General features: G+C 46.7%; 27 protein-coding genes and 1 riboswitch. Of the genes, 17 read left to right on the forward strand and 10 right to left on the reverse strand.

Annotation, left to right across the window (positions count from 1 at the left end; translation table 11 throughout):
• Positions 1 to 14 precede the first annotated feature (14 nt).
• From C3B52_RS24840 to C3B52_RS24855, 4 genes are all read left to right on the forward strand, one after another.
• Positions 15 to 986 carry an ABC transporter ATP-binding protein gene (locus C3B52_RS24840; protein WP_103109075.1) on the forward strand — a complete coding sequence of 324 codons (972 nt, stop codon included), beginning with the start codon at positions 15 to 17 and terminating at the stop codon, positions 984 to 986.
• Between the two features lie 111 nt (positions 987 to 1,097).
• On the forward strand, positions 1,098 to 2,765 hold the full coding sequence (locus C3B52_RS24845; RefSeq protein ID WP_103109076.1) for an ABC transporter substrate-binding protein: 1,668 nt from the start codon (positions 1,098 to 1,100) through the stop codon (positions 2,763 to 2,765).
• Positions 2,766 to 2,873: 108 nt separating this feature from the next.
• Positions 2,874 to 3,884 carry an ABC transporter permease gene (locus C3B52_RS24850; protein WP_103109077.1) on the forward strand — a complete coding sequence of 337 codons (1,011 nt, stop codon included), beginning with the start codon at positions 2,874 to 2,876 and terminating at the stop codon, positions 3,882 to 3,884.
• Between the two features lie 15 nt (positions 3,885 to 3,899).
• Entirely contained in the window at positions 3,900 to 4,793 is an 894-nt protein-coding gene (locus C3B52_RS24855) for an ABC transporter permease (protein ID WP_103109078.1), read from the forward strand.
• Between the two features lie 51 nt (positions 4,794 to 4,844).
• On the opposite strand, the gene C3B52_RS24860 is transcribed toward C3B52_RS24855, so the two are convergent.
• Positions 4,845 to 5,609 carry an alpha/beta fold hydrolase gene (locus tag C3B52_RS24860; RefSeq protein ID WP_103109079.1) on the reverse strand — a complete coding sequence of 255 codons (765 nt, stop codon included), beginning with the start codon at positions 5,607 to 5,609 and terminating at the stop codon, positions 4,845 to 4,847.
• Positions 5,610 to 5,741: 132 nt separating this feature from the next.
• Here C3B52_RS24860 and C3B52_RS24865 point away from each other — a divergent pair, with 132 nt between their 5' ends.
• The 7 genes from C3B52_RS24865 to C3B52_RS24895 all read left to right on the forward strand — a co-directional run bounded on the left by C3B52_RS24865 (position 5,742) and on the right by C3B52_RS24895 (position 12,806).
• A complete protein-coding gene (locus C3B52_RS24865; RefSeq protein ID WP_103109080.1) occupies positions 5,742 to 6,836 on the forward strand; it encodes a M24 family metallopeptidase in 1,095 nt (364 codons plus the stop codon).
• 17 nt (positions 6,837 to 6,853) lie between these two features.
• A riboswitch (cobalamin riboswitch) is annotated at positions 6,854 to 7,061 on the forward strand.
• 268 nt (positions 7,062 to 7,329) lie between these two features.
• Positions 7,330 to 8,355, forward strand: coding sequence for an ABC transporter substrate-binding protein (locus C3B52_RS24870; RefSeq protein WP_103109081.1), 1,026 nt, complete (start codon positions 7,330 to 7,332; stop codon positions 8,353 to 8,355).
• A gap of 42 nt (positions 8,356 to 8,397) precedes the next feature.
• Positions 8,398 to 9,435: a FecCD family ABC transporter permease gene (locus C3B52_RS24875; protein WP_103109139.1), complete on the forward strand. Its 1,038-nt coding sequence runs from the start codon at positions 8,398 to 8,400 to the stop codon at positions 9,433 to 9,435.
• A complete protein-coding gene (locus tag C3B52_RS24880) occupies positions 9,432 to 10,241 on the forward strand; it encodes a heme ABC transporter ATP-binding protein (RefSeq protein ID WP_103109082.1) in 810 nt (269 codons plus the stop codon). Before C3B52_RS24875 ends, C3B52_RS24880 begins: the two co-directional genes overlap by 4 nt.
• Positions 10,238 to 11,242, forward strand: coding sequence for a methyltransferase domain-containing protein (locus tag C3B52_RS24885; protein WP_103109083.1), 1,005 nt, complete (start codon positions 10,238 to 10,240; stop codon positions 11,240 to 11,242). Before C3B52_RS24880 ends, C3B52_RS24885 begins: the two co-directional genes overlap by 4 nt.
• Before the next feature lie 68 nt (positions 11,243 to 11,310).
• Positions 11,311 to 11,859: a sigma-70 family RNA polymerase sigma factor gene (locus C3B52_RS24890; protein ID WP_103109084.1), complete on the forward strand. Its 549-nt coding sequence runs from the start codon at positions 11,311 to 11,313 to the stop codon at positions 11,857 to 11,859.
• On the forward strand, positions 11,829 to 12,806 hold the full coding sequence (locus C3B52_RS24895; RefSeq protein WP_103109085.1) for a hypothetical protein: 978 nt from the start codon (positions 11,829 to 11,831) through the stop codon (positions 12,804 to 12,806). The genes C3B52_RS24890 and C3B52_RS24895 overlap by 31 nt, the downstream gene beginning before the upstream one ends.
• Before the next feature lie 76 nt (positions 12,807 to 12,882).
• Here the strand turns inward: C3B52_RS24895 and C3B52_RS24900 are convergent, their stop codons facing one another.
• Together C3B52_RS24900 and C3B52_RS24905 are read right to left on the reverse strand one after the other, a co-directional pair.
• Positions 12,883 to 13,752 carry a GNAT family N-acetyltransferase gene (locus C3B52_RS24900; RefSeq protein WP_103109086.1) on the reverse strand — a complete coding sequence of 290 codons (870 nt, stop codon included), beginning with the start codon at positions 13,750 to 13,752 and terminating at the stop codon, positions 12,883 to 12,885.
• Positions 13,749 to 14,195, reverse strand: a complete 447-nt coding sequence (locus C3B52_RS24905; protein ID WP_103109087.1) for an HIT family protein — start codon at positions 14,193 to 14,195, stop codon at positions 13,749 to 13,751. Before C3B52_RS24905 ends, C3B52_RS24900 begins: the two co-directional genes overlap by 4 nt.
• Before the next feature lie 189 nt (positions 14,196 to 14,384).
• Here C3B52_RS24905 and lepA point away from each other — a divergent pair, with 189 nt between their 5' ends.
• Positions 14,385 to 16,202: a translation elongation factor 4 gene (gene lepA / locus C3B52_RS24910; protein ID WP_103109088.1), complete on the forward strand. Its 1,818-nt coding sequence runs from the start codon at positions 14,385 to 14,387 to the stop codon at positions 16,200 to 16,202.
• Between the two features lie 65 nt (positions 16,203 to 16,267).
• Here the strand turns inward: lepA and C3B52_RS36740 are convergent, their stop codons facing one another.
• The 3 genes from C3B52_RS36740 to C3B52_RS36750 all read right to left on the reverse strand — a co-directional run bounded on the left by C3B52_RS36740 (position 16,268) and on the right by C3B52_RS36750 (position 17,583).
• On the reverse strand, positions 16,268 to 16,405 hold the full coding sequence (locus C3B52_RS36740; protein WP_164684913.1) for a hypothetical protein: 138 nt from the start codon (positions 16,403 to 16,405) through the stop codon (positions 16,268 to 16,270).
• A gap of 223 nt (positions 16,406 to 16,628) precedes the next feature.
• Positions 16,629 to 16,859 (reverse strand): hypothetical protein, encoded by a 231-nt coding sequence (locus C3B52_RS36745; RefSeq protein WP_164684914.1) that lies wholly within the window; start codon positions 16,857 to 16,859, stop codon positions 16,629 to 16,631.
• A 538-nt stretch (positions 16,860 to 17,397) separates the two neighbouring features.
• Positions 17,398 to 17,583 carry a hypothetical protein gene (locus C3B52_RS36750; protein WP_164684915.1) on the reverse strand — a complete coding sequence of 62 codons (186 nt, stop codon included), beginning with the start codon at positions 17,581 to 17,583 and terminating at the stop codon, positions 17,398 to 17,400.
• Between the two features lie 219 nt (positions 17,584 to 17,802).
• Between C3B52_RS36750 and C3B52_RS24915 the strand changes: the two genes are divergently transcribed.
• Together C3B52_RS24915 and C3B52_RS37875 are read left to right on the forward strand one after the other, a co-directional pair.
• Positions 17,803 to 18,087 carry a DUF4183 domain-containing protein gene (locus C3B52_RS24915; protein ID WP_103109089.1) on the forward strand — a complete coding sequence of 95 codons (285 nt, stop codon included), beginning with the start codon at positions 17,803 to 17,805 and terminating at the stop codon, positions 18,085 to 18,087.
• Between the two features lie 161 nt (positions 18,088 to 18,248).
• Positions 18,249 to 18,626 (forward strand): DUF4183 domain-containing protein, encoded by a 378-nt coding sequence (locus C3B52_RS37875; RefSeq protein WP_103109140.1) that lies wholly within the window; start codon positions 18,249 to 18,251, stop codon positions 18,624 to 18,626.
• Between the two features lie 73 nt (positions 18,627 to 18,699).
• Here the strand turns inward: C3B52_RS37875 and C3B52_RS24925 are convergent, their stop codons facing one another.
• From C3B52_RS24925 to C3B52_RS24935, 4 genes are all read right to left on the reverse strand, one after another.
• Positions 18,700 to 18,789: a YjcZ family sporulation protein gene (locus tag C3B52_RS24925; protein WP_103109090.1), complete on the reverse strand. Its 90-nt coding sequence runs from the start codon at positions 18,787 to 18,789 to the stop codon at positions 18,700 to 18,702.
• A 123-nt stretch (positions 18,790 to 18,912) separates the two neighbouring features.
• Positions 18,913 to 19,089 carry a hypothetical protein gene (locus C3B52_RS36755; protein ID WP_164684916.1) on the reverse strand — a complete coding sequence of 59 codons (177 nt, stop codon included), beginning with the start codon at positions 19,087 to 19,089 and terminating at the stop codon, positions 18,913 to 18,915.
• Positions 19,090 to 19,367: 278 nt separating this feature from the next.
• Positions 19,368 to 19,754, reverse strand: coding sequence for a hypothetical protein (locus C3B52_RS24930; RefSeq protein ID WP_103109091.1), 387 nt, complete (start codon positions 19,752 to 19,754; stop codon positions 19,368 to 19,370).
• A gap of 330 nt (positions 19,755 to 20,084) precedes the next feature.
• Positions 20,085 to 20,732, reverse strand: coding sequence for a L,D-transpeptidase family protein (locus C3B52_RS24935; protein ID WP_235615855.1), 648 nt, complete (start codon positions 20,730 to 20,732; stop codon positions 20,085 to 20,087).
• Positions 20,733 to 21,145: 413 nt separating this feature from the next.
• Here C3B52_RS24935 and hemW point away from each other — a divergent pair, with 413 nt between their 5' ends.
• The 3 genes from hemW (at position 21,146) to grpE (ending at position 24,092) form a co-directional block, all read left to right on the forward strand.
• Entirely contained in the window at positions 21,146 to 22,288 is a 1,143-nt protein-coding gene (gene hemW / locus C3B52_RS24940) for a radical SAM family heme chaperone HemW (protein ID WP_103109093.1), read from the forward strand.
• Between the two features lie 178 nt (positions 22,289 to 22,466).
• The gene (gene hrcA, locus C3B52_RS24945) at positions 22,467 to 23,492 is read left to right on the forward strand and encodes a heat-inducible transcriptional repressor HrcA (RefSeq protein ID WP_103109094.1); all 1,026 of its coding nucleotides are present in this window, start codon (positions 22,467 to 22,469) and stop codon (positions 23,490 to 23,492) included.
• Between the two features lie 57 nt (positions 23,493 to 23,549).
• Positions 23,550 to 24,092: a nucleotide exchange factor GrpE gene (gene grpE / locus C3B52_RS24950; protein WP_103109095.1), complete on the forward strand. Its 543-nt coding sequence runs from the start codon at positions 23,550 to 23,552 to the stop codon at positions 24,090 to 24,092.
• Positions 24,093 to 24,107 lie beyond the last annotated feature (15 nt).

The following is a 24,107-nucleotide window of genomic DNA, read 5'->3' on the forward strand; positions in this document are numbered from 1 at the left end:
AGAGGAGCATGCAGGTGACTGAAGAACTTCTTGTTGTCAAAAACTTAAAAAAATACTATCCCATCACAGGCGGTGTTCTTGGGGGAGAAGTAGGTTTGGTAAAGGCGGTTGACGATGTGTCGTTTACCGTACGGCGGGGAGAAACATTGGGGCTGGTTGGCGAAAGCGGTTGCGGAAAATCAACGACAGGACGCTCCTTGCTGAGATTGATCGAACCGACAGAAGGGGAGATTACCTTTGACGGTGTCAATGTCATGTCTCTCTCGGCGGATGATATGCGCAAAATGCGTCGAGACATGCAGATCGTTTTCCAAGATCCGTTCGCCTCTCTTAACCCTCGTCACAATGTTGAGAAAATTCTGGAAGAGCCACTTATCGTACATAATATCGGAACAGCCGCGGAGCGCAAAAAAAGGGTGCAGGAAATGCTAGAGGTCGTTGGGCTAAGCAGCTATCATGCCAGGCGCTATCCTCACCAATTCAGCGGAGGCCAGAGGCAGCGTATCGGAATTGCACGTGCCCTCATGTTAAATCCAAAGCTGATTGTGGCTGACGAACCAGTCTCAGCCCTAGATGTCTCGATCCAGTCACAGGTGCTGAACCTGATGCAGGATCTGCAGCGCGATTTGGGTCTTACCTACCTGTTCATCGCTCATGATTTGAGTGTAGTGCGTCACATTAGCGATCGTGTCGGTGTGATGTATTTAGGGCGAATCGTTGAGCTTAGCACAAGCGGCCAGCTCTACAGCAATCCGCTCCACCCTTATACACAGGCATTGCTGTCAGCCGTGCCCACTCCAGACCCGGACGCTGCAAGAGAGAGGGTCATCCTCCAAGGCGATGTTCCGAGTCCAGCCAATCCTCCAAGTGGATGTACCTTTCATACGCGTTGTCCGCATGTGACCGACGAATGCCGAAATGTTCGCCCTGTTTTCCAAGACGTGGGAGACGGACATTTTGTTGCCTGTCATTTATACAAGTCATAGCTTGCGTTCATCGTCGTTTGTGTAGAAGCGCTTTAAAGGGGGGATGCGCGAGAGATTCTACTCTATCTACCATATGGTACTTGCTGTCATTTTAGAAGAGGGGGTTATTTCATGAAGAAGAGAGTACTCTCCGGAGCTATGACCAGTCTGTTGGCATTGTCCATGCTGCTTGCTGGTTGCGGTGGAGCTCAAACAACAACACAGGCACCGGCAGAACAACCAAAGACAGAAGCGCCGGCAACGACGCCAGCTGCGGAACCGGCAAAAGCTGGTCCTAAGCAGCTGATCATTGGCCGCGGCGGCGATACGGTTGGACTTGACCCGATTGCACAGACGGATGGCGAATCCTTCAAGGTAACGGAAAACGTATTCGATACACTAGTTGGTTATGCCGAGGAAACGACTGAAGTCGTACCATCCCTTGCTGAGAAATGGGAAATCGCTCCAGACGGTTTGACGTATACCTTCCATTTGCGTAGCGGAGTCAAATTCCACGATGGAACGGATTTCAATGCGGAAGCAGTAAAATGGAACTTTGAGCGTTGGAGCGACAAGAGCCATCCACAACATAACAAGGAAGGCTTTGAGTACTACAACGATATGTTCGGCGGATACAAGGGCGACGAGACTCATGTAATCAAATCCGTTGAAGCTGTGGACGCACAAACCGTGAAATTTACGTTGAACCGTCCACTGGCACCATTTATCCAAAACCTGGGCATGTCTTGCTTCGCGATTGCTTCTCCAAAAGCAGTACAAGAAGCGGGTCCAGAGAAATTCAATGAAAAGCCAGTTGGAACTGGCCCATTCAAGTTCGTAGAGTGGAAGCGTAACGACACCATTACATTGGAAAAGAACCCCGATTACTGGAATGCTGGCTTCCCGAAACTGGATAAGCTCGTATTCAAAGTGATTCCTGAGAACACGGCTCGTTTGACAGCTCTTACTTCCGGCGAAATCGACATGATGGACGGTCTGAACCCGGATGATGCTCAAACCGTAAAAGACAACAGTGAGCTCCAACTGATTTTGCGTCCTTCCATGAACCTCGGCTTTGTCGGCTTCAACGTTGAGAAGAAGCCACTCGACAATCCAAAGGTACGTGAGGCACTTGCCTACGCGATTAACAAACCGGCAATCATCGAAGCATTCTTCGCAGGTCTGGGTCAACCAGCAGTGAACCCAATGCCGCCTTCTATTTGGGGTCACAACAACGAAATCAAAGATCGTGAATTCAGCATCGACAAGGCAAAACAATTGCTGAGTGATGCAGGCTTCCCTAATGGCTTCAAAATCAAGTTCTGGGCTATGCCTGTAGCTCGCCCATACATGCCAGACGGTGTGAAAATTGCCGAAGCGATCCAGCAAGACTTGAAAAAAATCGGCGTAGAAGCCGAAATCGTTACGATGGAATGGGCTACTTACCTTGAAAAAACCAAAAAAGGTGAGCAAGAAATGTTCATGCTTGGCTGGACTGGTGACAACGGAGACCCAGACAACTTCCTCGCAACCTTGCTCGATAAAAACAATATCGGCGGTAACAACCGTACACGCTGGGCAAACGAAGATGCGCACAAGCTGCTGATGGCTGCTCAATCTGCAACCACAAAAGAAGAGCGCGAAAAACTGTACTATCAAGTTCAGGAAATCATCTTCAAAGATGTGCCAATGGTACCTCTGGCTCACTCCACACCAGCTCTGGCTGCCAGAGCAAACATCATCGACTACAAGCCGCATCCAAAAGGATCGGAGAGCTTGGAAAAAGTTGATCTGAAGTAAAAGCTGAGAAGTAGGGCCAGCACATTTATAGGGTAAGAGGAGAAACACCCTCTTCTTACCCTTTCTTTTTCACCCCAGCACTTATTTTTTTGCAAGGAAAGCGAGGAGATGGCATTGCTATCTTACAGCATCCGAAGAGTTCTTATGCTCATCCCCGTTCTACTGGGCATGTCCATCGTCGTATTTTCCATCATCCGTGCTATTCCAGGCGATCCGGCCCTGACGATTTTGGGAGAAAAAGCAAGTCCCAAGGCTATTGAAGACTTACGAGAAGTACTAGGCTTGAACAATCCATGGTACATCCAATATTTTGACTATCTGAAGCAAATTATCACTGGCGATTTGGGAGTGTCACTGCACTCGGGTGCAAGTATTACACAGGAAATCGGTCCTTATTTGGCGGCAACCACAGAACTGACGATTGTCAGTATGTTATTCGCTGTAATAATTGGAGTGAATGCGGGGATATTGTCCGCTTGGAAACAAAACTCCTGGTTTGACTACTGTGCGATGTTGATCGCCTTGATCGGTGTATCCATGCCAATTTTCTGGCTGGGTCTGATGGAGCAATGGTTTTTTGCCCAAGAACTCAAATGGCTGCCATCAGTTGGTCGTGACAATTCGCGTAATCCCATAGAGGCAATTACGCAGTTTTATATACTGGATACGATAATCGCAGGGCAATGGGATCAGCTGTGGGAAGTAATCAAGCACTTGATTTTACCTGGAATTGCTCTTGGTACAATCCCGATGGCGATCATTGCGAGGATTACCCGTTCCAGCATGCTCGAAGTGATGCGTGCTGACTATGTACGTACGGCACGTGCAAAAGGCTTGGCCCAGTTTTGGGTGGTGTACAAGCATGCCTTGAAAAATGCCATGATTCCTGTGCTGACTGTGATCGGCTTGCAGACGGGCTTACTGCTTGGCGGGGCCGTGTTGACGGAAACGATCTTCGGATGGCCTGGCGTTGGACGATACATTTTTACGGCGATCGGGAATCGTGATTATCCCGTGATTCAATCTGGTATTCTCGTAATCGCTACCATCTTTGTTTTGATCAATCTGTTAGTGGACCTGTTGTATGCCTATGTAGATCCGCGCATCAAATACCGCTAAGGAGGTGGAGGAGACATGGCAGAAACTCAAGTACAGACCTTGCCTTTACAAGTAAAAGATGAACAAGTAATCTCTCCTTGGCGGGAAGCATGGAGAACGCTGCGAAAAAACAAATTAGCGATGGTTGGACTTGCGATCATCATCTTTTTCGTCGCAATTGCTCTATTTGCACCGATGATAGCTCCCTATCCGTACGATCAAGGCGAGCTGGTGATGAAAAACAAGCCACCTTCAGAAGAGCATTGGTTTGGTACCGACTACAATGGGCGTGATGTACTGAGCCGTGTTGTATACGGGGCGAGAATTTCGCTGTGGGTGGGAACCTTTTCGGTCATTGGATCAGTAGTAGCAGGGACGATCCTTGGGCTTTTGGCGGGTTATTATGGCAGATGGATCGACATGATCATTTCACGAGTTTTTGACATTATGCTGGCGTTCCCGAGTATTCTCTTGGCTATTGCGATCGTTGCCATCCTGGGCCCTTCCCTGCAAAATGCGCTGCTGGCCATTGCGATTATTAACATCCCAACTTTTGGGCGGTTAGTTCGATCGCGCGTACTCAGTTTGAAAGAAGAAGAGTTCGTAATGGCAGCACGTGCGATCGGGATGAAAGATTCGCGCATCCTAATGCAGCACATTTTGCCGAATAGCTTGGCTCCGATCATCGTTACCGGTACGATGGGGATTGCGACAGCGATTATTGAGGCGGCTGCGCTTGGATTTTTGGGCTTAGGTGCACAAGCTCCCGAACCGGAGTGGGGAAAAATGCTCTCTGATTCACGTCAATACATTCAAAAAGCACCATGGACCGTTATTTTTCCAGGTCTCTCGATTATGTTGACGGTGCTCGGTTTTAACCTGATCGGAGATGGCTTGCGCGATGCGCTCGACCCGCGAATGAAAAACTAAAGAGGAACGTAAAAAGACAGAAGAGCATCGGCTCTCCCGTCTTTTTTGCGTTTATTGCATGAAATCGCGACACAGCTGGTTAAAGGCAGGTGCGGCGCGAGTAATGACTTGATGTTGAACATGAGGGATGTACAGCAGCTCGGCCTGAGCCAGCTGCTTTTTTAACAGCAGAGCGTACGGCTGCATCTGTCTGTCTTCTTTGCCGTATACGAGTAAAGCGGGCATGTGTAGCTCGTCCAACCGATCCGTACAGCGATAGCGATGACCAGCTGCATAAAGAGAGGCAAGACTTCGGGCATCTGTTCGACTGGCATGCTCGACCCATTTGGCCTGCATAGCAGGATCAGTTACATGAGAGGATGCAATAGAGCGGGCAAGAAGTGGAATACCGTGTAGCCAGGACATCGTTTGTGCCATGAAAAACCGACCGTGCAAATAGAGATCCTTTACTTCAGAAAACGCACTGACCAAAATGACTCCTTTTACTTTCTCAGGATAACGGAGACAGTATTCCAAGGCGATAGATGCTCCCTGGGAATAGCCCAGAATGTAAGGTTGCGTAATATTCAGCTCCTGAATGAGCTGATGCAAATAGTCAGCAAGCTCGCCAATGGAAAAACGCCCTCCAAATAAAGAGCTCGATCCATGTCCGGGCAAGTCTGGCACGATGAGCTGGTAAGCATCAGAGAGAGCATCCTGATAGCTAAAATTCATAGAGCCGATGCAGGGGGCATGAATACATAAAACAGGGGTGCCTTTGCCTGAGAGAGTACATGTAAGCTGACCATTTTTTAGCTGTACCATAACTTGTTCCACAGATCATATTCACCTCTTTCATATGTTATCCATTACATGGCAAAATTTTTAAGAGAACTCTTCTTTTTTTTATGAGGAAATGTTATTCTCGCAATAGAATATTAGGCGAAAGCAGGGTGAAGTAAGGTGACAATGGTATACCAAGAGCGCATTTCAAAGCTGCATGATTTTTTGACGAAGCAAGAGCTGGACGCGGTGCTCATCACCTCTCCCAAGCATGTATATTATTTGACAGGCTTTTTTACAGATCCACATGAGCGCTTTTTGGGCTTGGTCATTCCTGCTCAGGGCGAGCCATCCTTGATCGTACCTGCACTTGATCGTCAGGCAGCGTCGGAGGCTTCATCCGTCCAAAACATCTACACACATACAGATACGCAAAATCCGTACGAAGTATTGAAACAAAAACTTCCAAGCGGTTTGACTAAGCTCGGAATCGAAAAAAGTCATATGACAGTCGAGCGATTTGAAGCGATGGGGCAAGTGGTCTCTGCTACTAGCTTTGTAGACGTGGAAGAGCCGCTTCGCGAAATGCGTTTGATCAAATCCTCTGACGAAGTGGCACGTCTGAAGCACGCTGTTGTGCTGATTGAAAAGGCATTGACAGAGACACTGAAAACCGTGAAGATCGGCATGACCGAAATGGAAATCGTAGCTGATCTGGAATACCAAATGAAGCGTGTAGGAGCAGAGGGTCCTTCCTTCTCCACGATGGTTTTGGCTGGGGAAAAATCTGCTTTGCCACATGGAAATCCAGGAACGCGTGAGGTTCAAGCAGGGGATCTGCTTCTGTTTGATATCGGCGTAGAAGCAGACGGGTACGTCTCTGATATTACCCGTACTTTCGCAGTTGGTGAAATTAGCGAACAGCTTCGCGAAATTTACGAAACAGTATTGGCAGCAAACGAAGCAGCGATTGCCGAAGTTCGTCCGGGCGTAACCTTTGCGCATATCGACAAAACCGCACGCAATGTCATCGCGGCAAAAGGCTATGGGGAGTACTTCATTCACCGTCTGGGACATGGACTAGGCATGGATGTCCATGAGTATCCTTCTGTACATGAGCAAAATGAGGAGGTACTTCGCCCAGGGATGGTTTTCACTATCGAGCCAGGAATTTATTTGCCAGGCGTAGGCGGCGTCCGTATCGAGGATGATGTGGTCGTAACCGAGACAGGGGTAGAAGTATTGTCGAGCTTCCCGAAAAAATTGACTGTAATCGGTTAAATTGCGCGAAATAAACAACTTCATAAGCATTTCATGGTGCTGACTGGGCGTATCTCAAACGTCCCCTCAGCTTAATAGGGAAGACCGGTGAAAAACCGGCGCGGTCCCGCCACTGTAACGAGGAGTACCTAGCCAAGACCCACTGTTCCGATAGAGAGGAATGGGAAGGAGGCTAGAGTGCGACGATTCGTAAGCCAGGAGACCTGCCATGAAATCATATACAATCGACCCACGAGGATGGGGCAGATGTGGAATTTAGGCATAAGTCTAGAACCAGGCACCAAAAAGCCAGATCTATTACTATGTCCACGTTTGTCATGCACCTCCCGATTGAAAACAGGGGGGTGCTTTTTTGTGCGGAAAAGGGGGCAGGAGAAAAGAATTGCAAAAGCAGTAACGTACGCGTATAGTGATAAAAGCGAATAAAACGTAATGATTACGATTTGCACAAATTGATCATCATCTCGAATCCATGAAGAGGGGTTATGTAAACATGAAAAGAGTTTTACAAGGATTTTGGATTGGGGCAGTAATGGCACTGGTACTCATTGTGTCGGCTTGCGGTTCTGCTGCAACAAGCACGACTGGGTCGCAAACGGGAACAGAGCAGGCTGCTAAAACGGAAACGACGATTGAGCAGCCTGTAGACAATAAGCCTGTCACGATCACGACAAACGGCATTGAAATGACCTATCCAGAAGCGCCAAAGCGTGCGGTCACCTTAAACCAACACGTGACGGAAATCATGCTTGCACTTGGCCTTGCAGATAAAATGGTAGGAACAGCATATTTGGACGATCAGATTTTGCCTGAGCTCAAGGAAGCGTACGACAAGGTACCAGTGTTGGCCGATAAATATCCGAACAAAGAAGTGCTGATGGCAGCAAACCCCGACTTTGTCTACTCAGGCTGGAAGAGTGGTTTTGGTGATAAAGGAGTAGGTTCTATGGAGGATTTGGACAAGGCAGGAATCAAATCGTACCTGCAAGAGTCATCCAATAAGCCAGGCCCAACTGTAGTAGATGTCTTTGCAGATATTCAAAACATCGGGAAGATTTTCCGAGTTGAGGATAAAGCCAATGAATTGATTGGAAAAATGAAGCAGGAAATGGATCAAACCGTGAGTAAAATCGGCTCTGTGGACAAGCCGCTGCAGGTTTTTGTGTATGACAGCGGGGAAGATAACCCCTTTACAGCAGCGAACAATTACATGACATCCCTAATTAAAATGGCAGGCGGTAAAAACGTATTTGATGATATTCAAAAGGGTTGGGCAGAAGTCAGCTGGGAAGAGGTTGTCAATCGCAAGCCTGACGTGATTGTAGTAGTGGACTACGGGGACAAAACGGTAGATCAGAAAAAGAACCTTTTGCTGACGAAGCGAGAGCTGGCAGATATTCCAGCCATTCAGAATAAGAGATTGATCGTCTTGCCACTTTCCGCAGCGTCAGAGGGTGTTCGCGCACCAATTGCACTGAAAATCCTAGCAGAAGGGCTCTACCCGGATAAATTTAAATAAAAAAGTCTACTAGAGGAGGGAATGACTCTGCATCGGATCAAAATGCCTCTCATTATCATCAGCCTGCTAGTCGGGCTGGTGCTTTCCATCACGATCGCTGTCACCTTGGGCTCTGTAGATATCAAGCCCGCGACGGTATGGAAAATTGCCTTGTCGCAAATTCCAGGAATGGGTCAGTGGATTCCCGTTGATTGGTCAAAGGGTGAGGAGACGATCATCTGGGATATTCGTTTTCCAAGAGTGCTGCTAGGGGCAATTGTAGGAGCAGGCCTTTCGGTAGTAGGTGTAGCTATTCAGTCTCTTGTACGAAACTCACTAGCAGACCCGTACATACTGGGAGTTTCTTCGGGTGCTTCGGTTGGTGCCACACTGGTTATTCTCTTCGGAGCCTTCAGCATGTTTGGGCAATTCGCCCTGTCACTTGGTGCCTTTGCAGGTGCGCTTTTGTCTATCCTGTTGATCTTTTCACTATCGCGGATTGGTGGACAAAACTCGACGGTACGTTTGCTTATGTCGGGGATCGCGATCTCGGCAATTTTGTCAGCAGTTACCAGCCTAATCATCTTTTCCGCGCCGAATGAGCATGGTATTCGGTCCGTTCTGTTCTGGATGAGTGGTAGCCTGGCGGGAGGAAAATGGGAATACCTCACAATTCCCACGTTAGTCGTGCTGATTTGCCTGTTTGTATTGATGGCGCAATATCGTTCGCTCAATGCGATGCTGATGGGGGAAGAGTCTGCAGGAACGCTCGGTGTCAATACAGTCCAATTCCGCAAGCAGCTCTTGATGATCACAGCTTTGCTGACTGGGGTGATCGTCGCGATCAGTGGAGCCATCGGATTCGTGGGGCTGATGATGCCGCATATCGTGCGAGTCGTTGTCGGGTCGGATCATCGCCGTGTCCTGCCTGTCAGTGCCCTATTTGGAGCGATCTTTCTGATTTGGGCTGACTCCATTGCGCGGCTAGCCTTTGCTCCAGAAGAGCTGCCGATTGGGATCATTACGGCTCTATGTGGCGGACCGTTTTTTATCTGGTTGATGCTGCGCAATTCATATTCCTTTGGAGGTAGCGGACGATGAAGCTGGTTGCGGATAACATATCAGTCAATCTGGAGAAGAAAACGATCTTGTCCAACGTGGGGCTTGAGGTCGCAGCTGGTGAGTTTGTCGGACTGATCGGGCCAAATGGCAGTGGGAAATCCACGCTGCTAAAAAGCATCTATCGTACAATGAAGCCTCAAGCAGGCTGGATTTCGCTGGACGGAGACGATGTGTATAAGCTGTCTGCCAAGGAAAATGCCCAGCGCATGGCTGTTGTCCGTCAGGAGTCCTCGATCGAATTTGATTTTACAGTGATGGAAATTGTCTTAATGGGGCGCGCACCTCACAAGCGGCTGTTTCAGCAGGACACAGAAGCAGACCACGACATTTGCGAGGAAGCGCTTGTGCGTGTAGGCATGGAAGCCTATGCAAATCGCAGCTTTTTTAGCTTGTCAGGGGGAGAAAAGCAGCGTGTACTGATTGCCCGTGCGCTCGTGCAGCAGGCCAAATTTCTCGTTCTGGACGAACCGACTAATCATTTGGATGTTCGCTATCAGCTGCAGGTAATGGATTTAGTAAAGGCGCTTGGGATCACAGTCTTGTCTGCTTTGCATGATCTTAATATCGCTGCGATGTACTGTGATCGTTTGTATGTGATTAAAAATGGGGAGATCTTTGCAAGTGGAACTCCTGAGCAAATTTTGAATCCGCCGTTAATCCGTGATGTATTCGGTGTGGAGACCGAAGTGACAACGCATCCGATTACGGGAAAAAAGCATGTGTACTTTTTTTCGGAAGCTTTTAGAATCAAGCAATCACCGCAGGAGGTGTCCAAAGCATTATGAGTGTGTATAGCTGCACGGTATGTAAGTTTCGCTATGATGAATGGCTGGGTGATACGAAAAATGGCGTCCCTCCTGGGGTGCCTTTTCCACATTTGGCGGGGTCTGTTTGCACGACCTGTGGTATGGAAGGTGAGGGGCGTCATCAGCCACTTTCTGAAACGAAGTACGCCGGGCTTGAGGCAACCTACTATGATCAGTTTGCGGGCAAGGCCGGGATTGCCTTTTATCGCGACTGGCTTCTTCAGGAAAACGAAAAAAGCCCAGTCTCGGTGCTAGAGCTCGGGGTAGGAACAGGACGAATTGCCATCGAGCTCGCTCGAAATGAGCTGCCAGCATGCGGAGTGGACTGGAGCCCGGAAATGCTTGAGCTGGCGGAGAAAAAGAAGCGGCGGATGTTGAAGAAAAAAGAAGACCTGCTGCAGCTGATTGAACAAGATATGTACGAGCTCAATTTGGGGCGGACGTTTTCCCACATTTTGCTGCCGGAGGGGATTTTTCAGCAAGCTATCTGTAGGGAAAAGCAGCGACAATTGCTTGGAATAATCAGGGAGCACACAACGGAGGATGGCATTGTAGCGATTGATTTGCTTTTGCCGCCATTGAAAGACAAATGGTCGCTTTTGCAGCGTAAATATGTATTTCCAGATCGAATGGTTTACCAGCGGGTAGAAGGAGAAACTTCTCTTGCCGAGCAGCAGTTTCGCTACACGCTCACCTATGAGACGTTTTTGGAACAAGTCGAACAGCCTCGTTATCGTGTTGAACGACAGCTGGCATTACTCTTGCCAGGAGAGCTTTCGCTTCTATTGGAATCAGAAGGCTTTCAGGTAATCAATAGCTTTGAAAATGTTCCACGCAGCCAACAAATAGATCGGGATTTGCCAACAGACGGCTATGACATGGATCGCTGGCAGTATGGAGGCTATCCTTTTGCTGAGCTGGCTGGCACATCAGGGACGGCGACACGCTGGACTATTTTTGCCCAAAAAATAAATCACTAGATCTTGTAACAAAATCATGTCTGCCGCATCTAACCAGTATAGAAAGCAAGTGAAGGAGGACGCTTCCTTTGGAGAAACTGCAGCCTACGCTAGATGCTGCATTCGAGCAAATCATGCGGGAATACGGGACGCGTGTGCTGCGGCTTGTTACTTTTCTAGTGAAGGATAAAAATCTGGCAGAAGATATCACCCAGGATGTATTCGTGAAGGTGTACCGGCATCTTCCGAGGTTTCGTCAACAGAGCAGTATCCATACGTGGGTGTATCGCATTGCGGTGAATGAATGCAAAGGTTTTTTACGCTCCTGGACATTCCGCAACCTCCTGTATAGCGCATGGATCAAAAAGGACGGAGAGGTGTCGACGGAGCACCTTGTGCTGGACCAAGTCGCACGAGATCAATTAGTCGCTCATGTTCTGGAGCTTTCCCCACCATATCGCAGGGTAATCGCCTTGCACTATTATGCCGATTTGTCGATTGCCGAAGTAGCCGAGGTTCTTTCGGTATCAGAAGGTACGGTCAGGACGAGGCTGACTCGGGCGCGACAGCAGCTCAAAAAGCGAATGGGAGAGGGGAGGGACTGGGAGTGGACGAGACCAAATGGCTCGAGCAGTTAAAGGAGCGGGCGAATCAAACGGAGATGCGGGACGTACAGTTTACATCCGCTATGGAAGAGAGAGTTCGCCAAAAAATCAGGAAAAAAGCAGGCTGGAGACCGCTTTTGGTACCTGCTGTAGCCGTTATCCTCTGTCTGATCATGTGGCAAGCCTTGCCCAAAGAGGTGGGAAATGACCAAGCTGCGAAGCCAGGGACAGTGATGAATCCCGTACCCAGCTTGCTGCCAGGCGGCGTATTGGAGACCCCGGTGCTGTGGAAGCCATCGACACCTACAAAGTCCACTTATCAAAACCAGTCCTTCACTTATTTGGGAGAGAAGCCTGTTCGGGTCATTACCGACGAAAAAGGCTTTTATGAAGGGCAGGCGCAGCGAGTCATCTGGTTGTTGGATGAGACCACAGCGTCTACGATAGAGATTGTTGCTTATAGCAGTGAAGGAAGTAGTGTACCAGTAGGCACCTTTCAAGTCATGGATCCACTATTTGATGCAAAGGGACATTTTCCAATGCTGGTTGCTCTACCTGATCCGGGTATTTGGAAGCTGCAGGCTTTATCAGAAGGAAAGCATTTGGGTCAAGTGTTCGTACAAGTGCAGGAGGGAATCTCACCTGCGAATCGAACCTTGGTGGAGCCACTCATCTACGAATTTCTCAATGCAGAGGGAAAAAAACTGGGATGGCTGGGCCTTGACAGAAAAGTAGAGGTGGAATTGCTAGGTGTGGACGCACCAAATGCCGAGAATAGAACGGTGTATGCCTGGGTAAAGATTCTTGGAGAAGCGCATTCCTCCTCTGGGATCAGCTCGCCCATGGTATTTTCAATTGCTTATAATGGGAACAAGTATCGCGTAACGGGTTTTCAGATTCCAGGTAATGGAAGTGAATATCAAAGCAGTATGAAAAAGCTGTTTCCCCCGAAAATATTGGAGAAACTTCGCAACAGATAGAAACGAATGATGGCTGATCAATGAAAAACGGACCTTTCGTAGAGGGTCCGTTTTTTGATGCACGAAGGCGAGTGATTTAGCCAAAAATTTGGGCGGCTATGCCAAAATAGGTTCCATTGCGATCGGGTAAGCGATTCGTATTTGCAACCATGACAGGAGGCTCAGAGACTTTCGTAAAACCATTCTGCAGCAAAAAGTCGAGGAAAGACTCTTGTCCATTCGGAACATCGATGCGAATCTTCCCTGTATGCCCTATGGTTAATTGGCAAAGTAGGCGTATTGCCGTGGTGGAATCTGGAGCCACGAGAGGACCGACGATGAGATTGACTGGACCTTGGACTGCCATGCCATATCCTACGGTTTTACCGCTAACGTCTTTGGCAACGAGACATGAAGCGGCTTGCTCCATCCGTGCTTGAACAAAGTGGGAGCGTCTGCTGCCTACAGCAAGTCGATCGAGCTCAATGACGTCCGCAACATCTGCGACCTCTATAGGGAGGACGGCAGGATAGCTTTCGTCCTGTCCGCAGGAGCCAGCAGAGGGAGAAAAACGATCGCTCAAGCATTTGTGAATCGACTCAGCTGTCGTAAATCCCAAGCTTTCATACAAAGGTTTCCCGGCTGGGGTAGAAACGAGCATGATGGTCGTGTCACTGGGGACAGATGACATGCAAGCCTGCATGAGCTCTCGTCCTAAACCATACCCTCTGCATGAGTCATGTACAATCACCATCCCGATCGTTGCCAGTTGTTCTTCATAGACGAGAATGGCTGAGCAGGAAATGAGCTGATCGGCTTCGTTTCTGTGTCCAAAAACGTTGCCAGTAGACAAAATGGTACGAAGCTCAGCCTCATCATAGTCCCATCCAACAGAGTCCGAGAGTGCGATCAGAGCAGGGATATCATTTTCCGTTAAAGCATGTAGCCGAAACGAGGTGCTATTCAAGTGAAACGAGCCTCCTTTAGTGCTTGGATGAGCAGGGCGCGGGTATTGGACAAACGAGTTTCTGCCCCATGAGCCTGTAGCGGTTCACCCCATGTAAAGCCATCCCCATCGAATCGGGGAATGACATGCATATGAAAATGGGCAAGCTCATTAAAGATGCCGCCATTTTGGCAAATGGTAATGCCTGCTGGCTTGTACACATTTTTGAGTGCTTCCGATAGCAGTGAAGCTGCTTTTGTTATCTGTTCCATCATGAGTGGATCTAGGTCTGTCCATTCCTCATAATGGTGTTTCGGTAGAATGAGCGTATGTCCTTCATTAAAAGGCTCGATATCTAGCAGGCAGGTGACCCACTCATTTTCAAAAACGATGTGAACAGGCTGGGCAGCATGGGCTAAACGACATCCTAGACAATGAGACTGCTTCTGAAAATCCTGCTCCATATCGAAACCTCCCTATGTCCTCACTCTAGCATAGGGAATAATTGGTGGCGAGAAAAAATCATGTCAAACGCCCAATTCTCTTTTGTTGCTCCGGTTTCCCCCGTTTGTTATAATTACCGTTAGTGTATTTTTTGCGAGACGCAATCTGAAACGTTTGTATGGATTCGCGTGGGAGGGAACGAACAACACATGGATCGCCGTGAAAGACAAAAAAGGATTCGAAATTTTTCCATCATCGCCCACATTGACCATGGCAAGTCAACGCTGGCAGACCGGATTTTGGAATTGACCGGAGCGCTGACTGCACGTGAGATGGAAGCCCAGTTTCTGGATACTATGGAGCTGGAAAAAGAGCGCGGGATTACAATTAAACTGAATGCCGTGCGTTTGAACTATAAAGCAGATGATGGAGAGGAGTATATTCTCCACCTCATCGACACCCCTGGTCACGTCGACTTTACGTATGAAGTATCACGCAGTTTGGCTGCCTGTGAAGGAGCTATTCTGGTTGTGGATGCGGCACAAGGGATCGAAGCACAAACGTTGGCCAACGTTTATTTGGCGCTGGACAGCAATCTGGAGATTATCCCGGTCATCAACAAGATCGATTTGCCGAGCGCAGAGCCTGAGCGCGTCAAGCAAGAGGTTGAGGATGTTATCGGACTGGATGCCAGTGATGCAGTACTGACCTCCGCGAAAGCAGGAATCGGAATCAAGGAAGTGCTGGAAGCGGTTGTACAAAAGGTTCCAGCACCAGAAGGCGATCCAGATGCACCGCTGCAAGCGCTTATTTTTGACTCGTATTTTGATGCTTACCGCGGCGTTATCGCTTCCATTCGTGTCATTAATGGAACGCTGAAAAAAGGCATGAAAATCAAAATGATGGCGACCGGCAAGTCGTTTGAAGTTACCGAAATCGGTACTTCGATGCCACGCCAAACACAAGTGGAAGAATTGACAGTTGGGGATGTAGGCTATGTAGCTGCCTCGATCAAAACAGTAGGGGATACGAGTGTCGGTGATACGATCACGGATGCAAGCCGTCCTGCTGCTGAACCGCTCCCGGGCTACCGCAAGATCAACCCGATGGTTTTCTGCGGATTGTATCCGATTGAGACCAATGAATACAATGATCTGCGTGAAGCGCTGGAAAAGCTGCAGCTAAACGATGCGTCCCTGCAGTTTGAGCCGGAAACCTCTCAAGCTTTGGGCTTCGGTTTCCGTTGTGGATTCCTCGGCCTTTTGCACATGGAGATCATCCAGGAACGGATCGAGCGCGAATTCAATATCAACCTGATTACAACAGCGCCAAGCGTTATTTACCGCATCACGCGGACGAACGGTGAAGTGTTTGAGATCGACAACCCGTCCAAAATGCCAGAAGCACAAAAGATCGAAACGATCGAGGAGCCGTATGTTCTCTCTACCATTATGGTGCCAAAAGAATATGTAGGTGACGTCATGCAGCTCTGTCAGGGCAAGCGTGGTGACTTCCTCGACATGCAGTATCTGGGAGAGAATCGTGTACAGCTGAAATACGACATGCCGCTCTCAGAGATTGTTTATGACTTTTTTGACCTGCTGAAATCGGGTACGCGAGGCTATGCTTCCTTTGACTACGAGCTGGCTGGTTACAAACCATCCAAGCTGGTAAAAATGGACATTCTCCTGAACAGCGAAATGGTGGATGCCCTGTCCTTTATCGTTCACAAGGATACCGCGTATGCGCGTGGTAAGGTCATTTGCGAAAAGCTGAAGGAACTGATTCCTCGCCAGCAATTTGAAGTGCCAATCCAAGCAACGATCGGGCAAAAGGTTGTCGCTCGCGAAACGATCAGCGCTCTGCGTAAAAACGTGCTTGCTAAATGTTACGGTGGGGATATCTCACGTAAACGCAAGCTGCTTGAAAAGCAAAAAGAAGGTAAGAAGCGCATGAAGTCCGTTGGTTCCGTAGAGGTACCACAAGAAGCATTTATGGCTGTATTGCGCATGGATGATAAGAAGTAATAAATCTAAACGAACGCTGCTCCCTCACCCGATTAGTAAAATGGTGGGGGAGTTTTTTCATTCGTTCATGAGCTCTCCGAAAAGCCAGTTGGTTTAGCGTTTGGAGTAAAAGTCATTTTCGCTTGCTCACTGGGACTACTAGGGGATTGTGCATTCACTACAGCTGCCATAGTAAGCATCAAAATAACGAAAGATTTCGTCATGATAAGCTGCTTTTTCAATAATATACACCTTAATGTGTAATCCCACCTATTGAGGAAGAAAGCGAGAAGGGAGTATTGTTCATCGAAAATACTGTCGTAGACTGACAATACGTCAGGAATCTAACAGGCAGGATGCTCCATGTCCGACCACTTTCCGCTCCAGGAACAACCTTTGTCCGAGAGAAAAAAATACCCCACCATAAAGGTGGGGTATAGCGGCACGTTAGCCACGTAGGTAATAGGTGATGGTCATTTTTACACCATGACTATCCGCAACATCAAATGTAACTGTAGTGCTGCCACTACTCACTTTAACTACAGACAAAATACCACTAACAATGGTTACTGTTGCTACTTCAGGATTGCTACTAGTCGGGTTTGAATAGGTTACTGCGCCTCCATATCCGTCTGTAAAGATTGCATTTAAATTAAGTCCCAATCCAGTTGGACTCATCTCGTGAGATGTACCATTTTCATAAGCATAATAAATGGTGATGTTTGCTTTTGGTTCGCTATTCTCGTCTTATCCCTATTTCTCTTTATGGTTTTATAACGAGCCTACACCGTGCGGGCGACTTTCATCGCACACGGCGTTCCATCAGCGGGTAATAAGATGAAGACTTACAATGGGCTTATTCAGAATATCAAATGGTTCTCACAAAATTCTCACAAACTTAGGGTTGTACACATCTCTCTAGCTGGAATTCAGAAAGCTATATTTATCCTACCGTAACACAAAAGCAACATGGCTTATTCGAGTTGTAGGGGCTCGCTGTTTTGCTAAATGGCAAACGGAATCTCCATTGCTTGCAGAGCATCTTTCAGATAGCTGACCTCTGACCAAGTCACTGCGTAGTAAAACGATTTTTCCATTTTGAATACGTCCTTTTTCAAGAAGTATAACGTGGGAAGATGGGACAAAAAAAGACCCACCCTTAGAACATTCACCAAGGGTGGGAGTTGCAAGCGTTACCCTAGCTATGGCTCACTCTTCAGGGATTCAATCCAATCAGCATGACAGGTATCGCATAATAGCTCATCGCGATCCTGCTTACCTTGGAAAAACGTGATTTGGCGGACGCTGTCGGTTTCATTTTCACAGTAATAACAGCGATATTTCCCCAATTCGTTCCCTCCTTGAAGATTTTTTCAAGAGTAACGATAGTTATCCTCTCCATCTAAGGTGTTATCTAACACACTAGGATTTTTTCAAATGATTCAAGCTGGAACGAAGGAGATGCAGGGAAAAGCCACTGATCAATGGTTTTTTGACTAGGGTTTGTTAGCTAAAATATACGGATCTCTTAAGATATATGTCCGTTACATAAGTAAGAATCGATTCATTTACTAAAAGGTAAGGATATTCCTTATATTTACAATATAGGGAGGTGTTTTACATGCCGATTATTAAACCCTTTATCACCTCAGTGAGATTTAATTCAACGATGGGAACCGGGACAGGCACTGGTGCAACATTTGCTATTGCAGCAACCGCTTTTAACAATGATGCAGGAACAGCAGCCACTGCATTTCCCAGCACGTTTGCTTATTACAATCTCTACATTAACGGAGTTCTACAACAAGGAAATACCTCGACAGTCACAACAACTACTATCACTATTCCAGACGGAGATGCTGAAAATGGAGGTACACCTGTAACTGTAGAATTTGTTGTCAACTAAAGAGAATCAAAAGAGTAAACCCCGAGCCGATAATTTATCCAGGGGTTTACTTGCTTACTATATCAATAATTCAATTCTTTTCACATGATAAGTATTTCTATGGTTATCTCCAAGAAAGGAGATTTAGAATGAGATACTATTTGGCCAAACAACAAAATAGGATGAATAACGTAAGTGCGAGAAGCCCGGGTTATCTTATAATCCCTCCGTTAGGTTGTCCAGACGTTTATCCGGGACAGCCATGTCCTACTTGTCCTCCTTGCCCCTGTACTCCTGGTTTACTACAAACGGAGATATTCCAATATACGGCAATTTCTGACGGCATGAAAAACGTATATACAAATAGCGATGCTGTTATTCAATTTAGTACGTCTGGTATACTCGATCCCAACTCTGTATCGATTGTTAACCTATTTATTAATGGGATTCTTCAGACATCCAATTTATATAAGCTACAACCAGGTGTATTGATTCTAAGTGATGTTCCGGTGCAGGGGGTTCCTCTCATTTTGCAGTTCATCAAAATAACCAGTTCATAACGAATCCCCATTTTCTCTTGCTTTATACAAGTCGAAAAGGGCAGCTTTATAAGCTGCCCCTAAACATAAAAAATTAATCACAATCACAACCGACAATAACTAAAAGGACGAAAAGAACTAAAACCAACGCAAAGTTATCACCAAAAAATCCACCCACACCCATTCGTATCACCCCTGAAATGAGATTGAGGAAAACCTCAAAACAAGGTATTCAGTAAAACCAGCAAGGTACGGGCGTTCGTTTACAAATGCAAAATTTGGGTTTACGGTTTCATTCAGGTGAGTGTTAAATTCGTTCTAAATTCATTAATCGGCAAACGATGGCTTGGATTTTTTCATAAATAAAATTCCGCTCATGCCAAGTTACGTCAATAGAATGGGCATTAGAAGCCAATTCCTCTCTCATTGACTCCAATACGATGATATCCGTAATTGAATCTAACTTGAGGTGAAAATCCTTCATCGCCATATCCCCTTTGATGAATTTACTAACAAGATATGTAGAGAGGGAAAGATGCGAATGGACTTATGACCGGCTAAACTTATTCAATCTCTATGTATTGTTACCAATGAAATAATTGAATCGATCCAAAGCCGCAACGTCCTCTTAGTCTCATCTTTTCCCATATAGGTAACTCCCTATCTATTAGGATTAAGTGACCATTAGAAAAGGTATAACCCTGCAGAAGCTTTTCCGCAGGGTTATCCATCGATGCAGCTGAAAGAAACCAGCCGAGTCATTTAAAAAGGTCTTCTAATCACTTTGATTCTCCGTGCTCCATTGCGAAGAAGCCTTTGAGCCTGTGCCCGGTTGATTCTTACAAGTACTGAAGTATCGGTCGAATTTTCAACGTCAAAGACTGAGAAAAACCGACCGTTAGCAAACAATACACCTTTAAATTCAACGTCCAATCCAGGTCTTGGTTGGGGACGTGTATTTTGAATAGTTGTTCGCATTACACCTGCATTAAGGAGTCTTCGTGCTTGCTCGCGGGTTAAACGGACCGCAAATACTGGGTCAACTTCAACACCGGGCACTTTTGCCTCGACCTCAACGATCAGGAAAAAACGGTTGCCGATCCTTGCAATACTATTTGCTCCAATAAAAATTGGCGGGTTCATTGCCATGTCTTACCACCTCCTTGTATCAAAATATGCTGGAGGTGTTAATTTGGACAAGGGCATCACCACAACTTTTGATTTTTGGTATATTGACCAGATGTATAACAGACTATGAGTCTTCTTTACTTATTGGAAGTATTGCTAAACAAAAAAAGCCCTATGTGGGCCCAAATACTCAAATGTTGATACCCTCTATTTCCGTATGTTTCTCCATAAAACAAAGCAAATAAACGCAAGCAAGATTACTAAACCAATCAGAGCAGCTGTAATGGTGATCCCCCCATGAATAACACTACTGCAAAAGGTTATAGTCCATCAGGTACTGGGTTTTATTACTTATTCCAGCAATCCCAATTCTTCGTAAACCTTGTTTGAAACAACGCCATTCTGTGGTAAATTGCGATCGCGTTGAAATTTTTTTAAAGCTGCTGTTGTGCTCCTACGAAATTTACCGTCGCATACGCCATTATAATATCCAGCACTTTTTAATCGGGACTGAATAAGCTGTACGTCTCCACCTACATCACCTTCTGCCAAAGCTCTTGGATTACGACCTGAATCTCCTAATACATGACCATAAATCGTTACTTTTGTTCCAAGTGGAATGATCTCGTATAACTCAAGAACGTCCTTGTTGAGCATTCGAATACATCCATGGCTTTTATGCTTGCCGATGGAATCTGGTCTGTTTGTCCCGTGTATGCCGTAAATTCCCCAAGGAACGTTTAAACCAAGCCACCTTGGTCCGAAAGATGTGCCCCAATCTTTTCCTTTATATACGACTTGGTATTCCCCAATTGGAGTTGGAGTGGAGGGATTTCCGACTGCAACAGTATAAGTCTTAATTTTTTGCCCTTGCTTTCGAACGATTAGTTGGTGTTTTTGAGGATAAACCTCAATGGAAATCGTTCCGTGGTCTACTACAATCGGTAAAGATGGTTCGGCATAAGCCGATTTCAGAGTGTATCCTCCAGTTATGATCATAACTAGTAAAGCGATTACTGCAGGTCGAAATAAAGGGGGAACATTATCTATCTTCATCAGCATTATTACCTTGTAGTTTAGTTTTGGTTATAGCGAATCCGTACAATCAGTTTTTAGTTTGGAGCCACTTATCAAATTTTATTCAGTAAGTGGAGAGGGAGGTAGTAACGGCATTATTTGCATTAATTGTTACTTAAAATAAAAAGCTTCATTATATAACAAGGGCGGATACAACTCCTTTTCATTGAATGATTCCAGCTACTGACTAGCCAACGCTTTGGGAGGGGAGAACTCTTGTTTGATGCGATATAATCAAATACAATAGGATGAAGGCTGTTAGATGCATGAGTAGGCCTGACCTTGTGTCAGGTTTTTTCCATTCTGTTATTCGATTAAAAAGGAGGGAAAGGGACATGATGCCTCAATCGGTTTACATCCACATTCCCTTTTGCACAAATAAATGCTACTACTGTGACTTTAACTCGTTCGTGACGAACAATCCTCAGCTTATCTGGGATTACCTCGAATCGCTGACGAGAGAGATGGAGCTGACCTTTAGCCAGCAGCCTGTCACGCAGGTTAAAACGATTTTTGTAGGTGGAGGGACTCCAACATTTTTGGACCATGAACAGATGAAAGCATTTCTGGCGAACGTACAGGATCAGCTCGGCAAGTACTGGACTTCGGATTTAGAATTTACGATGGAAGCCAACCCGGGTACAACCGATGTGGAAAAGCTCAGAATCATGCGGGAGATGGGGGTCAACAGACTCAGCTTTGGGGTGCAGTCGTTTGATAATGCGCTCTTGAAGCGTCTGGGGCGCATCCATGATCGCGATGATGTGTATCGCAGCATCGACAATGCCAAGAAAGTAGGCTTTGACAATTTCAGTATCGATTTAATGTTTGGCTTGCCTGACCAGACAGTAGAGATATTCCGCGAGACGCTGGACAAGGCATTTGAACTTGGCACGACCCATTTTTCTGCCTATAGCTTGAAGGTAGAGGAAAACACGCTGTTCCATACCCTCTATCAAAAAGACCAGCTTCCTTTGCCTTCCGAAGATGCTGAGCTTCTCATGTACATGGTTTTGATTGAAGAAATGGAGAAGCACGGCTACCAGCAGTACGAAATCAGCAATTTTGCCAAATCGGGCTTTGAAAGCAAACATAATAAAACATATTGGCTCAATGATGAATACTATGGCTTGGGGGCAGGTGCCCACGGCTACGTTGGTGGAGAAAGACATGTGAATGCTGGTCCGCTGGCCATCTATTTGCAAAAGTGCAAGGAAGGCTTGCCACGTGTTGATCAGTTCCCTGTTCCTCGTGAGGATGCGATGGAGGAGCAAATGATTTTAGGCTTGCGTCTACGTGAAGGAGTAGACCTTGAACGTTTTGCAAAACGCTTCGGTTCAACCGTAGAGGATATTTTTGGGCAGATTGTCAAAGAAGAGATTGCCAAAGGAATGCTGCAAGAACAAGACGGCTTCCTGAAACTGACAAAACAAGGACTGCCCCTTGGAAATGAGGTATTTGCCCGTTTCTTACGCTAATATTTGCATAAAACTGGCGAAAATTGTTCCATTTTGACCCTCTAACTCACTCAAGTCCGTTGACAAATCCTTCTACTATTGATACCTTAGTAAGTAGATTTAGCACTCGCTAGCATGGAGTGCTAACAAAGTACTTTGCTACGCAAAGTGCCACACCACAGGGAGGCGAGCGACATCCATGTTATCAGACCGTCAACAATTAATTCTTAATGCGATTGTCGATAATTACATTCATTCAGCCGAACCTGTTGGCTCCCGCACCATCTCGAAACGAGAGGACATCGGATTTTCTTCGGCAACGATACGTAATGAGATGTCCGATTTGGAAGAGCTGGGATACTTAGAGCAACCTCATACGTCGGCGGGACGAGTTCCTTCTACAAAAGGATATCGCTTTTACGTCGACAATCTGATTCAGCCGCATCTTTTGGATGACGGCGAATTGGGTAAACTGAAACAGTTGTTTGCCGAACGTATTCTCCATTCTGAACAAGTGGTAGAATATACCGCTCAAATTCTTTCTCAGTTAACCAATTACACAGCGGTTGTACTGGGGCCAGAAATCTTTGAGCATCGGTTAAAACATATACAAATCGTTCCTCTCAACGAACAGCAAGCAGTAGCGATTGTAGTGACACATACAGGACGCGTGGAAAACAAGCTGATAGATTTGCCAGAGGGAATTGGCTCTGGAGAAATAGAGCGTCTGGTCAACCTTTTGAACAGCAGACTTGCCGACGTGCCACTATGGCAGCTCAGGCAGCGTCTCTATCAGGAAATATCAGGGGAGATGCGACGCCACGCAGAACAGTATGAGGAAATGCTTCGTGTCCTCGATCAGTCGCTGACACAAGAAGAGGATCGAGTGTACCTTCGCGGTGCGACCAAAATCATGAATCAGCCTGAATTCCGGGATGTAGACAAGGTCAAGGACATTTTGGAGCTTTTGGAGCAAAACGATCAATTACTTCATTTGTTCGGGATGCCAGCGGATGGGCTTACGGTACGCATCGGTCAGGAAAACCAGCTAGACGCGATCAAGCAATGCAGTATTATCACGACATCCTATTCACTAGGTGGGAAGCCAGTAGGGATGGTGGGGATACTTGGGCCAACGCGGATGGAATACGGCAGAGTCATTACTGTGCTCAACTATCTGGCAGAAGGCTTATCGCGCATGCTGACCTCGCAGTTTGAGAAATAAATGGATGGAAAGGCTGCCGGTACAAGGTGCCGGAGGTGAGCCGCAGGAGGTATCGACTTGAGCGACGAAAAATTGACGAAAGATTTGTCTGCCGATGAGGAGCAAGCGACTGCAGCAAGTGAGCAGCAGGAAACGGTCAACGTAAACTGGGAGCAAGAAGCAGCCCAGTGGAAGGCACAGGCAGAGGAGCACCAAAACCGGATGCTTCGTGCTTTGGCCGACATGGATAACCTCAGAAGACGTGTGCGCAAGGAACAGGAAGATCTGGCTAAATACGCTTCCCAAAAAATCGTAGAAGAGCTCTTGCCGGTTCTCGATAACTTTGAGCGGGCACTTGCAGCTGACAAGGAATCGATGACTGTTGAATCACTGTTAACAGGGGTTGACATGGTTTACCGTCAGATGGTGCAGGCTTTCCAAAAAGAAGGCTTGAATGCGATTGAAGCAAAAGGACAGCCGTTTGATCCTCACTATCATCAAGCGGTCATGCAAACGCAAGATCCTGAATTCGACTCAGGTATTGTAGTGGGCGAGCTGCAAAAAGGGTACATTTTTAAAGACCGCGTCATTCGTCCGGCGATGGTTCAAGTAAACGAATAACCATATTTTCATATC

Source organism: Brevibacillus reuszeri (assembly GCF_002897295.1).
GTDB classification, from domain to species: domain Bacteria; phylum Bacillota; class Bacilli; order Brevibacillales; family Brevibacillaceae; genus Brevibacillus; species Brevibacillus reuszeri_A.

What these genes read in the sequence shown, in the direction of transcription:
- hemW (WP_103109093.1), top strand. Translation starts at nt 21,146, where the DNA reads ATGATGCCTCAATCGGTTTACATCCACATTCCCTTTTGCACAAATAAA.
- C3B52_RS24915 (WP_103109089.1), top strand. Translation starts at nt 17,803, where the DNA reads ATGCCGATTATTAAACCCTTTATCACCTCAGTGAGATTTAATTCAACG.
- C3B52_RS24875 (WP_103109139.1), top strand. Translation starts at nt 8,398, where the DNA reads ATGCCTCTCATTATCATCAGCCTGCTAGTCGGGCTGGTGCTTTCCATC.
- C3B52_RS24880 (WP_103109082.1), top strand. Translation starts at nt 9,432, where the DNA reads ATGAAGCTGGTTGCGGATAACATATCAGTCAATCTGGAGAAGAAAACG.
- C3B52_RS24930 (WP_103109091.1), bottom strand. Translation starts at nt 19,754, where the DNA reads ATGGCAATGAACCCGCCAATTTTTATTGGAGCAAATAGTATTGCAAGG.
- C3B52_RS24925 (WP_103109090.1), bottom strand. Translation starts at nt 18,789, where the DNA reads ATGGGTGTGGGTGGATTTTTTGGTGATAACTTTGCGTTGGTTTTAGTT.
- C3B52_RS24850 (WP_103109077.1), top strand. Translation starts at nt 2,874, where the DNA reads ATGGCATTGCTATCTTACAGCATCCGAAGAGTTCTTATGCTCATCCCC.
- C3B52_RS24935 (WP_235615855.1), bottom strand. Translation starts at nt 20,732, where the DNA reads ATGATCATAACTGGAGGATACACTCTGAAATCGGCTTATGCCGAACCA.
- C3B52_RS24865 (WP_103109080.1), top strand. Translation starts at nt 5,742, where the DNA reads ATGGTATACCAAGAGCGCATTTCAAAGCTGCATGATTTTTTGACGAAG.
- C3B52_RS36750 (WP_164684915.1), bottom strand. Translation starts at nt 17,583, where the DNA reads ATGGAGAGGATAACTATCGTTACTCTTGAAAAAATCTTCAAGGAGGGA.
- C3B52_RS24845 (WP_103109076.1), top strand. Translation starts at nt 1,098, where the DNA reads ATGAAGAAGAGAGTACTCTCCGGAGCTATGACCAGTCTGTTGGCATTG.
- C3B52_RS24870 (WP_103109081.1), top strand. Translation starts at nt 7,330, where the DNA reads ATGAAAAGAGTTTTACAAGGATTTTGGATTGGGGCAGTAATGGCACTG.
- C3B52_RS36755 (WP_164684916.1), bottom strand. Translation starts at nt 19,089, where the DNA reads ATGAAGGATTTTCACCTCAAGTTAGATTCAATTACGGATATCATCGTA.
- hrcA (WP_103109094.1), top strand. Translation starts at nt 22,467, where the DNA reads ATGTTATCAGACCGTCAACAATTAATTCTTAATGCGATTGTCGATAAT.
- C3B52_RS36740 (WP_164684913.1), bottom strand. Translation starts at nt 16,405, where the DNA reads ATGACGAAATCTTTCGTTATTTTGATGCTTACTATGGCAGCTGTAGTG.
- C3B52_RS24885 (WP_103109083.1), top strand. Translation starts at nt 10,238, where the DNA reads ATGAGTGTGTATAGCTGCACGGTATGTAAGTTTCGCTATGATGAATGG.
- C3B52_RS24905 (WP_103109087.1), bottom strand. Translation starts at nt 14,195, where the DNA reads ATGGAGCAGGATTTTCAGAAGCAGTCTCATTGTCTAGGATGTCGTTTA.
- C3B52_RS24855 (WP_103109078.1), top strand. Translation starts at nt 3,900, where the DNA reads ATGGCAGAAACTCAAGTACAGACCTTGCCTTTACAAGTAAAAGATGAA.
- C3B52_RS36745 (WP_164684914.1), bottom strand. Translation starts at nt 16,859, where the DNA reads ATGAGTCCAACTGGATTGGGACTTAATTTAAATGCAATCTTTACAGAC.
- lepA (WP_103109088.1), top strand. Translation starts at nt 14,385, where the DNA reads ATGGATCGCCGTGAAAGACAAAAAAGGATTCGAAATTTTTCCATCATC.
- C3B52_RS37875 (WP_103109140.1), top strand. Translation starts at nt 18,249, where the DNA reads ATGAATAACGTAAGTGCGAGAAGCCCGGGTTATCTTATAATCCCTCCG.